We start from the raw sequence: 14,929 nt of genomic DNA, 5'->3' as shown, positions 1-14,929 counted from the left end.
TTAAATTGAACTGGCAATTTTATTAATTAAATCTACGGATAAATAAGGATGCATCGGCAAACTAATCACTTCTTGTGCAATTTCGTCACCAACAGGCAGAACACTATGGCTGGCCACCGCCGGTTGTTTATTGAGTGGAATAGGGTAATGCACGGCGGTTGGAATGCCTTGTTCTTTTAATTTGTGTTGTAATTCATCGCGGTTTTTAACCCGGATAGTATATTGGGCATAGGCGGAGAGATTATGTGGCTCAATATATGGCGTGGTCAGGATGCCGATGTTATTCAATGCCTGATGATAGTTTTCTGCCACCGTCTGACGTAATGCCATTTCTTCCTCAAATATCTCCAGTTTGGGCAGCAGAATAGCTGCTTGCAGAGTATCTAAACGGCTGTTCACCCCGACTCTGACATGATGATATCGTCGGTCTTGCCCATGACGGGCTATTTGACGAATAATTTTCGCCAGCTCTTCATCATGGGTGAAAATAGCGCCGCCATCGCCGTAACAACCCAACGGTTTGCTGGGGAAGAAACTGGTACATGAAATAGTCGTTAAGTTACAGGAGCGTTTGCCTTTATAAGTCGCGCCAAAACTTTGGGCCGCGTCTTCTATGACGGTCAGGTTATGTTTTGTTGCGATGGCATTAATTTCGTCAAAATCGGCACATTGGCCGAATAAGGAAACCGGAATAATCGCTTTGGTTTTCGGGGTAATTGCGGCTTCGAGTTGCGCAGGATCTAAATTATACGTGGTGGGCTTGACGTCAACATAAACCGGCACTCCGCCCAGTAGCGCAACGGTTTCAGCGGTGGCAATGTAGGTAAAGCCGGGGGTAATCACTTCGTCGCCGGGTTTAATGCCAATCGCCATTAAGGCAATTTGCAAGGCGTCGGTGCCATTGGCGCAGGTAATACAATATGGCGCTCCGGTGTAGGCAATCAGCTTTGCTTCTAATTCGTCGACTTCGGGCCCTAAAATATATTTTCCGTGTGTTAATACTTTCTGGATATTCGCGTCAATTTTATTTTTAATTTTAAGTTGCTGTGCTGCCAGATCGGTAAATTGCATGCCTTTATCCTTGCTTATTTAATTCGCACGACAATATGGTTATTGAGTTGATAAACATGATGAGTATGAGGGCAGGCGGTAGTGGCTTGCCCGTGCAGCGGTAAATCGAGTTGTTCACCAAATTCACTCATCCAGCCAATTTGTTTGGCCGGCACACCTACCATCAGGGCATAATCGGGAACATCTTTATTTACTACCGCGCCGGCGCCAATAAAGGCATAAGCGCCAATGGTAGTGCCGCAAATAATGGTACAGTTGGCGCCTAAGGTGGCGCCTTTTTTTACCCGCGTATTTCGATATTCACTTTTTCTTTCAATTAATGAACGGGGGTTATAGACATTGGTGAACACCATGCTGGGGCCACAAAATACCCCATCTTCCAGATGAACATTGTCATAAACCGAGACATTATTTTGTATTTTGCAGTGATTGCCGATGGTGACTTTATTGCCAATAAAGACATTTTGTCCTAAAGAACAACCTTCGCCGATTTGCGCGCCAGAACAGATATGGGTGAAATGCCAGATACGGCTGTTTTTCCCGATTTGCGCTCCTTCATCAACAATGGCACTGGAATGTATCATTACGTGTTCTGCTGACATGAAACCGGTTCCATTGATTTAATAGGTTAAAGGTAAAGAGATGGTTTTATTATCTCTGGCGGATAAATAGGCGGCGATAAGCAGTTCTAAGGATTTTAAGCCTTCCCGGCCATCGGTTATCGGTTTGGCGTCGCCTTTCATCACCTCAATGACATTTTTATAATAAAGCGGGTGACCAAAGCCATAAACGGAAGTGGTTTCGTAATTGGCGGCTTTGACTTGTTGGTCATACTCTTTTTCGTCAGCGAAATGCCATTCCTGGATTTCATTGACGGCTAAACCCCCCACTCTGACCGTGCCTTTTTCCCCTAAGAGGGTGATTGAACCTTCGAGATTTTGCGGATAAGTGCACATGGTAACGGCCATCGAGCCTAATGTGCCATCCCGCCAGCGGATATTGAGTACCCCGGTATCTTCCGTTTCGATATCTAAGTGGGTCGAGGTCATGGCCTGAACATCTTTGACCGGGCCGATTAGCCATTCAATTAAATCCACATAGTGGCTCGCCTGATTCATGAAGGCGCCGCCATCAAATTCCCAGGTGCCCCGCCAGGCGGCCTGGTCATAATAGGCCTGGGGACGGGTCCAGAAAACATTGAGGTGGACCAGGTGGATTTTGCCAAACCGTTTTTCGCTGACTGCCCGTTTCAGTAATTGCAAGGTGGCATTTAAGCGGTTTTGTTTGACGACAAAGAGGTGTTTTCCGGCTTTATCCGCGGCCTTAACCATGTTTTCCCCATCAGCTAATCGGGTGGCCATCGGCTTTTCGGTGACGACGTGAAAGCCTTTATCAAAACAGGTTATCGCCTGTGCTGGGTGAAGGCCGGATGGGGTGGTCAGGATAATGATATCCGCTGTGATGTTATCTAACATCGTATTTAAGTCGCTGAAACCCGGGACGCCGGTTTTTTCTACTGCTGTGTTTAATGCGTCTTGATCGTTATCACAGACGGCGACTAATTCGGCCGCTTCTTGATGTATTTCCAGAGAATTGAAATGATTTTTAGCGATCCGTCCACAACCGACTAAAGCAAATCTTATCTTTCTGTCGTTGATCGTGCTCAGCATAATCTTATCCTAAGTTAAGCTTTGATAATGTTTGTGTGATTGGGGGAGTATTTACCACGAGTATCGACGACTAATTTGGCGTGATTGATAATTAATTCATAATCAAATTTATCGTGATCGGTGGCTAAAATAACGCAGTCGAAGGTTTTGAGACTATTTTCCGTGATGGGCTGACTGATTAAATTAAAATGATGTTCACGCATTTTCGGAAAGACCGGGACATGCGGATCGGCATATTCAATATTGGCCCCTAATTCGCTTAATTTTTCCATAATATGTACTGAGGGGCTTTCTCTCATATCATCCACATTCTTTTTATAAGCGATGCCGAGGATTAATATGTGGCTGCCATTAATGGATTTATTCGCTTTATTCAGCGCTAATACGGTTTTGGTGACCACATAATCGGGCATGGAGGAATTGACTTCACCGGAGAGTTCAATAAAGCGGGTATTAATACCATATTCTCGGGCTTTCCAGGTTAAATAGAAGGGATCAATTGGAATACAGTGCCCGCCTAATCCGGGGCCGGGATAATAGGGAACAAAGCCGAAAGGTTTGGTTGCTGCGGCTCTAATCACTTCGTGGATATCAATGCCCATTTTATCGGCAACGAGTTTCATTTCGTTGACTAAGCCGATATTGACTGCCCGATGGATATTCTCCAGAAGTTTTGTCATCTCGGCGGCTTTGGTTGAACTGACGGGAACCACCTGGTCAATGGCGTGTTGATACACGGCGATACCGGCTTTTAAGCAGTTTTCAGTATGACCGCCGATGACTTTAGGAATGGTGCGGGTTTCGAAATCAGGGTTACCCGGGTCTTCGCGTTCCGGTGAATAGACCAAAAAGATGTCTTCACCGACGGTTAACCCGCTCTCTTCAACTCTGGGTAATAATTCTTCTTCGGTGGTGCCCGGATAAGTAGTACTTTCTAAAGAGAGGACTTGCCCGGCTCTTAAATACGGTTTTACCCTATCGGTGGTGTTAATCACGAAACTAATATCGGGTTCACGGTATTTATTTAACGGCGTTGGGACGCAAAGAATAATGGCATCGCATTGAGCGATGTTGGTGAAATCTGTGGTGGCTTCAAAACCGGTATTTATCGCGTGACTGATTTTGGCGGAGGGAATATGTTCAATGTAACTTTGGCCTTGATTGAGTTTATCTGTTTTTTCTTTATCAATATCGAAACCAATCACTTTAAAGCCGATATCGTTATATCGGAGCATTAACGGTAAGCCAACATAACCCAGGCCAACAATGGCAATGGTGGCGGTTTTATTATCAAATTTCTCGGTGAGAATGTTGAGTGAGGACATATTTTGCCTTTTAAGTAAAAATAAAACTTATGAAAATAAATTACATTTTGTTTTTAATAGGGTGCTATCTATTGCCATAAGTTTTATTTGGCAGGTGAAACTTTAACAAGCTTTTTAAATAGATTGTGTAAGATATATTACTGAAATAATAAATAAGGTAATAATAAAGCTACCGCACTAGGTTATTGGCTCCCAGAACTCCATAGAACGTTATAATTTTATCTACTGTTTTGATTTTTCAATGCTTTTGTCTGCTGTAATAGAAAAGCAATGAAATATAAGGTTTTTTAATGAATAACAGGGGAGGTTAAACCGTCAGACTCATTGGGTCAAGTATAAATAAAATTTATTTATTTAATAAATTTGTATAATAAGCTTAGCGGAAATCTGTATTACCGGCCATGAAGTGGTAGCCAAATAACCAAGCGTAAGCCGCCGAGTGGGCTGTCCTCAGCACGAACCCAACCGCGGTGCTGGTTAATTGCGGTTTCAACAATGGCTAAGCCAAGGCCAGTGCCACCGGATTCTCGATCACGGGCTTCGTCTGTACGGTAGAAAGGGCGGAATATGTGTTCACGGTCTTCCGGGTTGACGCCTGGGCCGTCATCATCAACGGTAATGGTGATCCCTTGACTATCGGTGTGAAATACGACCGCAATATGGTGGTGGGAGTAGCGTAAGGCATTACGCACGATATTTTCAAAAGCACTGCTAAGTGCTAATGGGTTGCAGTAAATTGCCCAGGAACTCGGTGGTAAGGTTACTTCAAGGGTTTTATCCATCTGTTCAGCTTCGAAGCGGGCATTGTCAAGAATATCGTTCCATAAATCTGTCATTTTGATGTTTTCTCTCAACAGTTCATTTTTATGCTGACTGCGGGAGAGTACTAACAGATCGTTAATCATGCTGTCTAGCCGTTGGGCTTCTGTCTCTATTCTTTCCAGTTCTTTATTTTCACCATGACGGCGGCGAAGTAATGCTGTCGCAAGTTGTAAACGGGTGAGAGGCGTGCGTAGTTCATGGGAGATATCGGAAATTAACCGTTGTTGTGCGGTGACCATTCTTTCCAATACACTGATCATCTGGTTGAAGCTGTTACCGGCGGCCAGAAATTCTTGTGGGCCGGCTTCCAGTTCTGGATGCTGGCGTAAATTACCTTTAGCAACATCGTCTGCGGCATTTTTTAATTTACGGGCAGGCTTAGCCAAACTCCATGCCAGCCATAATAGGAGTGGCGCACTGATTAACATGGTGGCAGTTAATAATAATAGCGGCCGGTCAAACATCAGATTAATAAAATCCGATTGTGGGCTATTCGCTGGACGAACTAAATAAAGTTGATAATGATCTTCTCCATCTCTAATGGAAAAGGGCCCTAGCATTTCAGAGCGGCCATATTTTTTCTTTTTAGGATGATCAGCGTTATCTGATTGTCCAATAAAGTTACGGACAACTTGCATTTCACTTCTTTGTGCGCCAATAACGCGCCCTTCGCTGGTGACCAGTATTAGGCGCTGACTTGGGGGGGCCCATTTTTCAATCGCGCGAAATAAACGGCGCCACCAAAGTAAATCGTTAGCGGGATCTTGAGCTAATTCAGCTTCGATATGTTGTTCCAGCATGACTCCCTGCCGGTATTCATTTTCCAGCAGAGAGGTCAGTTGTCTGGAATCCAGTTTCGGCACCATTAATACCAACATTAGGACTAACGCCAGAGTAAACCAAAAAATTGCGAAGATGCGTGCCGTCAAACTGTTTATCATGTCGCAGAAACCATTAAATATCCTCGGCCACGTAAGGTCTTAAACCAGGGGAGTCCATCTTCCCGCTCAGGCAATTTACGGCGTAGGTTAGAGATATGCATATCAATTGCGCGGTCAAATGGCGTGAGTCGCTTACCTAATACTTCTTGGCTCAAGTGTTCACGGGAGACAACTTGACCTAAATGTTGAGCTAATAGATAGAGTAAAGTAAATTCGGTACCGGTTAAATCGAGAATTTGATTAGCAAAGTTGGCTTCCTGTCGGCCAGGGTTCAATTGTAGGTTATCGACCTGAAGCGTGGGTGGGCCATTGTCTGTTTGCTGTTGTTCACTCCAGTTTGAGCGGCGAAGAATAGCACGTATACGTGCCACTAGCTCACGATCATTAAATGGTTTGGCAAGATAGTCATCTGCCCCTAATTCTAGTCCCAGAACACGATCCAAATCACTTCCTCGCGCTGTCAGCATGATGACTGGAGTTTGATGGTGTAGACGAAGCTCCTTTAATGTCGTAATGCCATTTTTACGCGGCATCATAATATCGAGTAGTAATAAGTCGATAGAATCGTCAAGGAATTTTAATGCCTGCTCTCCGTCATGAGCGACAACAACGTTAAATCCTTCCATTTCAAGTAATTCTTTTAATAGTGATGTCAGTTCACGGTCATCATCAACTAATAGGATTTTATGCATCGATTACTTCCTCCAAGAGCAAAAATACGATAACAAACTTTGCTATTCCACGACTTTACGTTCTTTTACAAGCCTCTGACGCTAGTTTGCAGCCGCGTAGGTATAGTTGTCCACATTGGACCTAATAGCATCGTTCGGGGAAACGAGGAATTGTTTAATGCGTAACATAGCAGCGTTAGTTTTAGCGTCAATATTTGTTCTTAGCTCGACTGCATCTTTAGCTGGAACAGCAAGTACAATGCACGCTGCTACGGTACCTGGTCATTGTGCACCTTGTGAGTATAAAAATGTAGGAAGTTATCATTATCGTAATAATAACGATATTGGTGATAACGACCATATGTTTAGCGGTATCACTTTAACTGAGCAACAGCGTCAACAGATGCGTGATTTGGTAGGGCAGAAACATCAACCGCACTCATCGATGTCAATGAGTCCCACAGAGCGAGAAGAGATGCGTAAGCTGGTCACTGCGAAGGATTTTGATGGAGTGGCTGTAAAGGCTCTGATTGAAAGGATGATCAGATGTAATGTGGAACACCAGGTTGAAATGGCACGAATCCATCACCAGATGTACCAACTGTTGACGCCTGAGCAACAAGCACAATTGGAACAACATTATCGGCAGCGTATGTCTCAGTTACCGAACTGATTTGTAGTACCCATAGAAGCAAAGTAGTAGCAAACGAGAATTTTTCCTTGCCATAGACACCATCCCTGTCTTTTCCCCCGCCTTTTGGCGGGATTTTTTTATCTGGCTAAGATTAATTCACTTTAAAATCAATCAGATAAAATTTTTGTAAGCAACTGTAAGTAGCGTGGAAATTTTTAAGTGTGGGCACTTTTGAGTGCTACGGTTGCTTGTTACTGCTAAATTTCCATGCCGCTATTCAGTGGGTTTAACGTGATTGCAAATTGCAAATAGTCGGGTGCTAGATGAGCATACGCCATAGTTTGTTGTATATTGGCATGACCGAGTATTTGTTGCAGTGCAACAATGTTTCCACCTTTCATCACAAAATGACTTGCGAATGTGTGGCGTAGAACGTGTGTTGCTACCGCTAAAAACTTCAAGTTTTTGCAATGTCGTTATCATTCCTGATAGACGATACATATCCCGATTTATCGTTGACGCTTTGATCCCATCAGCCAGACGATTACTGCGGTGTTCCAATAAAACATGCTTGTTGAGACGGTTTATAGATGGATCATTTAACTGCCTGATTGTCTTCATCAGTTGTCGTTTTTCTATAGTGCTGTTCTCTGCGGTTTGTCCGTGATATAGCCACCATAAGTTCAGTAAATCACTAAGGTCTTGTCTATCAGTTCTTGTACTGAGTTTTTGAGCATTTGCCATTGAATGACGTTCGAAGGCAATAGCTTCTGTCTTCTTGTTGAATGTTCTCCTGATGCGATTTCCTTGTCGCCCAAGAGGTCTAATGTCCACCATATAACGACCATCATCGAGCTTCTTAATTGGCATAGTGAAGCCCTCCGATGCAACAAATTGATTGACTGTCGATCCAGTCGATTAATTCCTCATGTAGTGTTAGCCAGTTTTCCGGTCTGAGTGGTGTGACGTTTTGATGTCTGCACCATCAGGGGAGAGCGTTGGGCTAATTTGCCCTGATTCTGGGGCAATCTTTCCCGTTATTAGCCAGAGTGTGTATTTTTCAAATTTGGGGTGATTGGTAATTTGTAGGACGGCACTTATTGCTGCAACAGTTTCTGTAAAATAGTTACCCTTTCTTCACTTAATTTTATACTTGGATATCAATGCGCAAATTTGGCTTTTAAATCACCATTTAATACCTTTGTTCGAGTCTGTAGTAAATAATGTGTGCCCCGTTGGCGCCATTGCATTTGCTGTTTTTTCACCATGTGCTTAGATATGACTTCATTGATCGTGGATTCAACGAACGTAGAAGAAATAGGTTCTCCATATCGGTACATTTCCCCATAATTTAGGGTCATTACCAGATTATTGATAAAGTCCAGCAGATTTTTGATGTTGTATCAGTGATGGCAGCTCGCAGGACGAGACAGCTACGCCACAGCACAACGTAGCACCCGCCCGCTCAAAGAAGATGACGGGGGTGATTCATCTGTTGATGAAGGATACGCGCAATCAGAATATCGGTATCCCGGATAGTATAGAAAACCGTGTGGCGGTGAAACTCAACCCACATTACACCTGGGACAGATAGGTATTCCCTCCCTATATGTGGCATCTCTGCTAGCGTGTCAAAAAATGCTTCCAGTGCCTCCGTATAATGGTCAGCCTGAGCTTCACCGAGCTGCAAAAGTGTATAATCATAAATCCCAGCAAAATCTTCAGCAGCCTGATCCGTGAGCTTATACATTATGTCTGCGTTTCCGTTGTTCCGCTATATCCCGTAGAGTCAGCGAGCTTTCCCCACTTTCCAAGCCAGCAATAACCGCCTTGCGTACAATCTCATCGTAAGCTTCTTGTTGCTCCAGCAAACGCAGCGCCGAACGTATAACTTCACTGGCATTTCCATAACGGCCACTTTCAATCATGTGCTGTACGAACCCGTCAAGCTGTTCGCCCATACTGACAGTAGTAATTTTTCTCATATCTCACCAATGTATTAATAGTTAATACATCATGTATACAGCAGATCAGGCCGCATTACCAACGTTCTGCTTAGTCCGTCCTACCAACCCGATCAGCAATGCCAATAAATTTTGCAGACAATGGTTGCGTTAACTAATTGCCATTTGAGGAGATTTGGCAATAGCTTTTTGCAATGGATAAATCACGAATGGGATTGCACAAATGAATGTTTTTGTTCTTATGGTTGATGTAGAGAAAAGTTGGCAGTTATTGCAGCTACCCGGCAACTACCTATATTTATGATAATTAAAGATTTAATTGCTATATATTTTATTTAATATAGTTGATTTATGTAAAGATGGCTTGTATATAAATTTTTTGGCAAGGTGAAGTGACATGAATATCAGTTACTAAAAACGAATATTTTTGGTGCTTAAGCACGTTATTTTAGCTATGAACAATTTCAGCCATATTTGACGTGTGAAGATGTTGAAAAGATACAACGTGCAATAATCAAAATCATCGGCACATCAAAGTCTTATCGGTAAATCTGAAAGTTGGCTTTTGGATTCTATCAACTAGAGTATGATTATTCCCCATGAGGGCTTTGTTAGAAATTTCTCCCGCAAAGGGCTTATAACCCTTCATACATATATGAGGGGTTTCAAACTGCTGACAAACCTCGTTGAAAATAAAGGGGTTTCTTTCATTATGAATCATAATGTCTCCATTTTCCTCATTAACCCGGTCTAATCCCCCGTTAGGGCGTTATTTTCACTTCTCCTGCAATAAAATGCTTGTTCTCCAGAAATAAAAGCAACAAAGCATTGCGATCAGCAATGTTATCTTCTTGATATTTTGGGCTGTTGCTGCCAAAAAACACTGTATTTGCACTTTCTGCAACCCACGAAAACGGGTATAACGGTGTCTGTGATGTTGTTTCGTATCCGCGAAACTGCGCTCTATCACCTCCTTTCGTCGTTTGTAGATCTTTATTCCCCCATAGGGTTAATCGGTTTTCTCTGGCCTGCTCTTTACTGGCCTCCCAGATATGGCGGGTTATCATTTTTCAGATTATTGGCAAAGTGCCGGATAAAAAACCAACACTTTGTCAATAATCTGATTGTTTTCTTTGAAAACAACATTGTTGTTATAGGTTATTGTGCTAATGTGACAACACAAATGACAACATTCTTTGAGGCAATAGTGAACGAAGGAGGGTGAATGGAGACGATTCATTTTCGTATTGATGAAGAAACCAAGCGTTTAGCCATGCAAGCTGCCAAACGCCATCAGACAGACTTAACAAAGTTAATGAGACAAAAAGCCGAAGAGTTGGCGAATGAAGAACGTGAGTATCAAAAAAATACCCATGCTCACTGGTTAGAAGCGGAAATTGAGAAAGCAATTGACCGATGTGAAAATGGCTTGGCTCATTTCATCGATGATTCTGAAAGTCATCATCGGATGGCTCTACTGCGTAATAAGCTGAGCAGGGGATAAAGTGATACGTATTTCATGGGAAGAAATCGCCCAAACTGACCGGGAGCAAATTTATTTCTACTTCTTTGAACAGGCTGGGCTGTTATTGGCTGATAAAGTTGATACAAAATTTTCGGAAATGGCTGAACTTCTGAAAGTTAGCCCATATGCAGGCATAAAGGCTCGTAACAGCCCAGATAAACGTTATAGAAAACTCGTTGTCCCTCATTTTCCTTTCATCATGCTCTACCGTTACGATGAGGATATAGAAAATATAAAAATTCTCAGAATATTGCACACCTCCAGAAGAATAACCGGGCTTTTTTAAGTAAAAAACTTTGAGGTGAATCTCAAAAATATTCCAGCCAGATAACTGGGAGCATTTCTTTGTCTGACAGTAAACTGAGTTATAAAAAAGCCCCTCGGCATGCGAAGGGCTTTTTTTGTATATCGATGTGGTCACGGTGTGGATATTTTTGTTTTTAAATCCTTTTATTACAATGTGTTATGTTTGGAAAACAAACACCATCCCTGTCTTTTCCCCCGCCTTTTGGCGGGATTTTTTTATCTGGCTAAGATTAATTCACTTTAAAATCAATCAGATAAAATTTTTGTAAGCAACTGTAAGTAGCGTGGAAATTTTTAAGTGTGGACACTTTTGAGTGCTACGGTTGCTTGTTACTGCTAAATTTCCATGCCGCCATTCAGTGGGTTTAACGTGATTGCAAATAGTCGGGTGCTAGATGAGCATACGCCATACAGGGGCCGTAACCCAAAATCTCAAAAAATTTTGCAGACAATGGTTGTTTAACTAATTGCCATTTGAGGAGATTTGGCAATAGCTTTTTGCAATGGATAAGCCACTGATCTATACGGTCAGAAAAATGGGATAGCACCAAACGAACGTTCAGTGCCTTATATACTAGAATAATATCCTGCCCGTTATAAAAAAAACTTAACTGAGCAGCATTACCTATGTTGAGGCGGCTTTTTACGATGCAATAGTAAGTTTGATTTCCTTTACTCCGCAAACGCTAGCATATTTTAAAATTCTCTCAATGCTTGCCCTATCTGCGTTTTTTTCAAGCCTTGAAATTGTTGGAGGCTTAACTCCCATTCTTTCCGCTACCTGTGCACTTGTTAACCCCGCCTGTTCTCTCCATGATCTCATTTCCTCTTGCAATTGAATATGTAGGTCTAAAGCCTGTTTTGTTTCTTCAAATGCCTTGATAAATGCAGGGTTTCCCTCTCTTTTCTTGGCTTCCAATTTTTCGCGGAAAGTCATTATTTTACTCATTTTAGATCCCCTCTTTCATGCATTTTAATCATGTCTTTTTTTCTATTTATAGCTGTTTGTTTGTCTCTTACATCTGTTTTTTGTGACTTTTTAATAAAGAAACTAAGCATGTAAATAGTGTTTTGTTCTTCCCCGTAGCACCATGTAGCTCGTGTTATGTTGTCTACGTCACTTGTCCTTAATTCGAAAATTTTGTTTCTTTTTTCAAGTAGCTTGCAGTGTGGTTCTCGTAAATCATGCTGTTTATCAGATAATGTATCTATTAACGCATAAAACTTACCTTGTAGTTCTTCTGATAATCCATCTACTTCAGAGTTTGCGGATGGATGGAAAAAAATTTCTATCATGGTTAATCTCCCATTCCACAGTAAATATTAGCCTGTAGAGTAATATAGAGCAAAAGGTAATTTTGTATTTAATGTAACTTAAAGGTAGCTGTAAGATCGGGAGATTAATGTACTTGTAGTAGTGATAGTTAATTTTTATTAAGATTTTTTATGATGTTCTGAATTGATAAGCCCCAATTGAACTGCACCCAAAAAGTTGAATATTTCTTTAAATAAATCCTTTTATTACATAGTATTGAGTTGTAAAAATGAACGCTATCTTCGTTTTCCCTCTTCCCACCGGCAGGTTTTTTTATTGTTGTTATTCTAACCAATCCTGTTTATCTTATTTCATTTAACTTAAGTAGATTTGATTGTTCATTTGTGCTCAAAAAGGGAAAAGGTATGTCTGGTAACGAGGTAAAAGATCGGCGTCCGATCAAGACACGCAATGCAGTGTGGGCCAGTAAGATGGCTAAATGGTTGCAATGTAAAGGGGCGACACCAAATGGCATATCTGTTGCCAGCGTTGTTTTTGCTGTATTAGCTGGCGTGTGTTTTGCCGTGTGTTTTTTAGTCGAGTCTTTTTGGTTGACTTCAGTTTTATTGATTATTGGTGCCTTGCTTATTCAAGGCCGACTAATGTGTAATTTATTGGATGGCATGGTTGCTGTTGAAGGGGGATTGAAGACGGCTGCCGGTACTGTTTTTAATGATCTTCCTGATCGTATTGCTGATTCTTTTATTCTGATTGGGGTGGGGTATGGTTTAACACTTTTTCCATTTGCGGTTTCTCTTGGCTGTATTACTGCATTATTAGCTGTTTTGACCGCTTATATTCGCTTATTAGGTGGGACTTGCGGTTTACCTCAGCGTTTCCTCGGTCCGATGGCGAAACAGCATCGGATGGCGTTAATTACTGTTAGTTCAATTGTTGCCGCTTTTTTACCTCAGTTATGGAGCCAGTATCTTTTATTGGCGGTATTAGTCGTTATCACGTTGGGTTGTCTCTGGACATGTGTTCGGCGAACCAGAGTCATATTGAATGAATTACAAGAGAAGGATGCTTGTAATGAATAAACCACAAGCAGGGACACTGGTAAGTAAAGGTATGGGTTCGTTTCTGTCTGGGCTTTGCCGTTTGTTAACAGGAGTGAGAATTCGTTGGATTGGGTGTAAGCCATCGGTAGTTTCCCGAATTTATTATGCTAATCATAGCAGTCATCTGGATGGATTAGTTATCTGGGCTGGATTTCCTCGGGTGTTACGTTCACGGGTGCATCCAGTTGCTGCGCGTGATTATTGGAGTAAAACTTATCTGCGCAGATATTTTATTAATAAAGTTTTTCGGGCTGTGCTTATTGATCGTAAAGGAGAGGATTGTTTAAAGGGAAATACCCTGACACCCATGGAGGATGTATTAAAACGAGGGGAATCTTTAATTTTGTTCCCGGAGGGAACGCGAGGGAGTGGGGAACAAATCAATAAGTTTAAAGGGGGGCTATATTATTTAGCGAAGAAATATCCTGATATTGAGCTTATTCCAGTTTATCTGGAAAATTTAAATAGGGTTTTGCCAAAAGGCTCGGCACTTGTTGTTCCTGTTATTTGCTCGGCAACATTTGGGCAACCTTTGGAAAAGTTAGGTGCAAAAGAGGAAAAAGCTGACTTTTTGCAGAGAGCTCGTCAGGCATTGGAGGCGTTAATATTATGACTATGCTTAATAATAAACTACTCCTGTTGTTGGGTGGTATGTTCGTGCCGTTAATTATTGCCAGTATTGTTGGTGCAATACTTTCCTCCAAATATTCAAGGGATAACAGTAATGCGACAATCGATAATCTGAATGCCCGTATCCGTGGCTGGTGGGGGATGTGTATTATTTGTGTGTTGTCGGTGATTATTGGGCCAATCGGTTCAGTGTTATTATTTGCGAGTATGTCATTTTTCGCTTTACGGGAATTTTTCACTTTGACACCAACACGACGAAGTGACCATGAGGCCATGTTCTGGTGTTTCTTTATTTTCATGCCATTGCAATACGTTGCCGTTGGTATTGAGTGGTATGGTGTGTTTTCTATTTTCATTCCTGTTTATGTTTTCCTGTTTTTACCTGCTCGTATTGCATTGGCTGGAGATACAACGAACTTTCTGGAACGGACAGCCAAAATACAGTGGGGTATGTTAGTTGCTGTATTTTGTATTAGCCATGCCCCCGCTTTATTGATGTTAGATATTCCAGGTTATGAAGGGGAGAATGTCGAATTATTGTTGTTTTTAATGATTGTGGTGCAGATGTCAGATGTCTTGCAATATGTGTTTGGTAAATTATTTGGCAAACATCCTATTGTGCCTAAATTGAGTCCAAATAAAACAGTTGAAGGTTTTGTTGGTGGCATTTTGGTTTCAGTGTTATTAGGAATGTCACTTTATTGGGTGACGCCATTTTCTCCGTGGGAGGCAGGTTTGATGTCATTAGCGATTACGCTGATGGGCTTTATTGGTGGCTTGTGTATGTCGGCGATAAAACGTGATAGTGGCATTAAAGATTTCGGTGAAATGATTGAAGGTCATGGTGGCATGTTAGATAGGATCGATTCGTTATGTTTTGCCGCCCCAGTCTTTTTCCATCTGACACGTTATTTTTATACATAAAGATTAAATAAAAGATCATTTAAAGGTGCTCTTAAATGATCTAGTGTTGAATTATATAATTGCATGAGGT

The 14,929-nt window shown here is 41.8% G+C and carries 16 protein-coding genes and 3 pseudogenes; 6 read left to right on the top strand and 13 right to left on the bottom strand.

Annotation, left to right across the window (positions count from 1 at the left end):
- From ACGF5R_RS13445 to cpxR, 6 genes are all read right to left on the bottom strand, one after another.
- A complete protein-coding gene (locus tag ACGF5R_RS13445) occupies positions 1–1,071 on the bottom strand; it encodes a DegT/DnrJ/EryC1/StrS family aminotransferase (RefSeq protein WP_387691228.1) in 1,071 nt (356 codons plus the stop codon).
- A gap of 14 nt (positions 1,072–1,085) precedes the next feature.
- Positions 1,086–1,673, bottom strand: a complete 588-nt coding sequence (locus tag ACGF5R_RS13440) for an acyltransferase (protein ID WP_112877776.1) — start codon at positions 1,671–1,673, stop codon at positions 1,086–1,088.
- An 18-nt stretch (positions 1,674–1,691) separates the two neighbouring features.
- Complete coding sequence (locus ACGF5R_RS13435; RefSeq protein WP_112877775.1) at positions 1,692–2,741, bottom strand: Gfo/Idh/MocA family protein; 1,050 nt, start codon at positions 2,739–2,741, stop codon at positions 1,692–1,694.
- Positions 2,742–2,755: 14 nt separating this feature from the next.
- Positions 2,756–4,066 (bottom strand): nucleotide sugar dehydrogenase, encoded by a 1,311-nt coding sequence (locus tag ACGF5R_RS13430; RefSeq protein ID WP_387691226.1) that lies wholly within the window; start codon positions 4,064–4,066, stop codon positions 2,756–2,758.
- Positions 4,067–4,458: 392 nt separating this feature from the next.
- Positions 4,459–5,829, bottom strand: a complete 1,371-nt coding sequence (gene cpxA, locus ACGF5R_RS13425; protein ID WP_387691224.1) for an envelope stress sensor histidine kinase CpxA — start codon at positions 5,827–5,829, stop codon at positions 4,459–4,461.
- Positions 5,826–6,521 carry an envelope stress response regulator transcription factor CpxR gene (gene cpxR / locus ACGF5R_RS13420; protein ID WP_112877772.1) on the bottom strand — a complete coding sequence of 232 codons (696 nt, stop codon included), beginning with the start codon at positions 6,519–6,521 and terminating at the stop codon, positions 5,826–5,828. Before cpxR ends, cpxA begins: the two co-directional genes overlap by 4 nt.
- Positions 6,522–6,678: 157 nt before the next feature.
- Here cpxR and cpxP point away from each other — a divergent pair, with 157 nt between their 5' ends.
- Positions 6,679–7,173: a cell-envelope stress modulator CpxP gene (gene cpxP, locus ACGF5R_RS13415; protein ID WP_112877771.1), complete on the top strand. Its 495-nt coding sequence runs from the start codon at positions 6,679–6,681 to the stop codon at positions 7,171–7,173.
- Positions 7,174–7,391: 218 nt separating this feature from the next.
- On the opposite strand, the pseudogene ACGF5R_RS13410 reads toward cpxP, so the two are convergent.
- The 5 genes and pseudogenes from ACGF5R_RS13410 to ACGF5R_RS13390 all read right to left on the bottom strand — a co-directional run.
- Positions 7,392–8,004 (bottom strand): annotated as a pseudogene (locus ACGF5R_RS13410) (tyrosine-type recombinase/integrase).
- A gap of 299 nt (positions 8,005–8,303) precedes the next feature.
- A pseudogene (locus ACGF5R_RS13405) lies at positions 8,304–8,507 on the bottom strand (ISKra4 family transposase); the annotation flags it as partial.
- A 92-nt stretch (positions 8,508–8,599) separates the two neighbouring features.
- A complete protein-coding gene (locus ACGF5R_RS13400) occupies positions 8,600–8,884 on the bottom strand; it encodes a type II toxin-antitoxin system RelE/ParE family toxin (protein WP_387691222.1) in 285 nt (94 codons plus the stop codon).
- Entirely contained in the window at positions 8,877–9,119 is a 243-nt protein-coding gene (locus tag ACGF5R_RS13395) for a type II toxin-antitoxin system ParD family antitoxin (protein WP_112877769.1), read from the bottom strand. The genes ACGF5R_RS13400 and ACGF5R_RS13395 overlap by 8 nt, the downstream gene beginning before the upstream one ends.
- A gap of 754 nt (positions 9,120–9,873) precedes the next feature.
- Positions 9,874–10,168 (bottom strand): annotated as a pseudogene (locus tag ACGF5R_RS13390) (transposase); the annotation flags it as partial.
- 155 nt (positions 10,169–10,323) lie between these two features.
- Between ACGF5R_RS13390 and ACGF5R_RS13385 the strand changes: the two are divergent.
- Together ACGF5R_RS13385 and ACGF5R_RS13380 are read left to right on the top strand one after the other, a co-directional pair.
- Positions 10,324–10,602 (top strand): damage-inducible protein J, encoded by a 279-nt coding sequence (locus tag ACGF5R_RS13385; protein WP_112878970.1) that lies wholly within the window; start codon positions 10,324–10,326, stop codon positions 10,600–10,602.
- Between the two features lies 1 nt (position 10,603).
- Positions 10,604–10,909, top strand: coding sequence for a type II toxin-antitoxin system RelE/ParE family toxin (locus ACGF5R_RS13380; RefSeq protein ID WP_387691220.1), 306 nt, complete (start codon positions 10,604–10,606; stop codon positions 10,907–10,909).
- A 663-nt stretch (positions 10,910–11,572) separates the two neighbouring features.
- On the opposite strand, the gene ACGF5R_RS13375 is transcribed toward ACGF5R_RS13380, so the two are convergent.
- Together ACGF5R_RS13375 and ACGF5R_RS13370 are read right to left on the bottom strand one after the other, a co-directional pair.
- Complete coding sequence (locus ACGF5R_RS13375) at positions 11,573–11,878, bottom strand: helix-turn-helix transcriptional regulator (protein WP_238399218.1); 306 nt, start codon at positions 11,876–11,878, stop codon at positions 11,573–11,575.
- Entirely contained in the window at positions 11,875–12,225 is a 351-nt protein-coding gene (locus tag ACGF5R_RS13370; protein ID WP_112878969.1) for a type II toxin-antitoxin system RelE/ParE family toxin, read from the bottom strand. The genes ACGF5R_RS13375 and ACGF5R_RS13370 overlap by 4 nt, the downstream gene beginning before the upstream one ends.
- Positions 12,226–12,609: 384 nt before the next feature.
- On the opposite strand from ACGF5R_RS13370, the gene ACGF5R_RS13365 reads away from it, so the two are divergent.
- The 3 genes from ACGF5R_RS13365 to ACGF5R_RS13355 are packed head-to-tail and all read left to right on the top strand — an operon-like array spanning position 12,610 to position 14,859.
- Entirely contained in the window at positions 12,610–13,284 is a 675-nt protein-coding gene (locus tag ACGF5R_RS13365; protein WP_112878968.1) for a CDP-alcohol phosphatidyltransferase family protein, read from the top strand.
- Positions 13,277–13,918 carry a 1-acyl-sn-glycerol-3-phosphate acyltransferase gene (locus ACGF5R_RS13360; protein WP_112878967.1) on the top strand — a complete coding sequence of 214 codons (642 nt, stop codon included), beginning with the start codon at positions 13,277–13,279 and terminating at the stop codon, positions 13,916–13,918. The genes ACGF5R_RS13365 and ACGF5R_RS13360 overlap by 8 nt, the downstream gene beginning before the upstream one ends.
- Positions 13,915–14,859, top strand: coding sequence for a phosphatidate cytidylyltransferase (locus tag ACGF5R_RS13355; RefSeq protein ID WP_191214902.1), 945 nt, complete (start codon positions 13,915–13,917; stop codon positions 14,857–14,859). Before ACGF5R_RS13360 ends, ACGF5R_RS13355 begins: the two co-directional genes overlap by 4 nt.
- Positions 14,860–14,929 lie beyond the last annotated feature (70 nt).

It is taken from the genome of Photorhabdus sp. RM71S (assembly GCF_042879355.1).
GTDB classification, from domain to species: domain Bacteria; phylum Pseudomonadota; class Gammaproteobacteria; order Enterobacterales; family Enterobacteriaceae; genus Photorhabdus; species Photorhabdus kayaii.
Note: the sequence above shows the minus strand (reverse complement) of the source record. Positions and strands in the feature narration are given on the sequence as shown.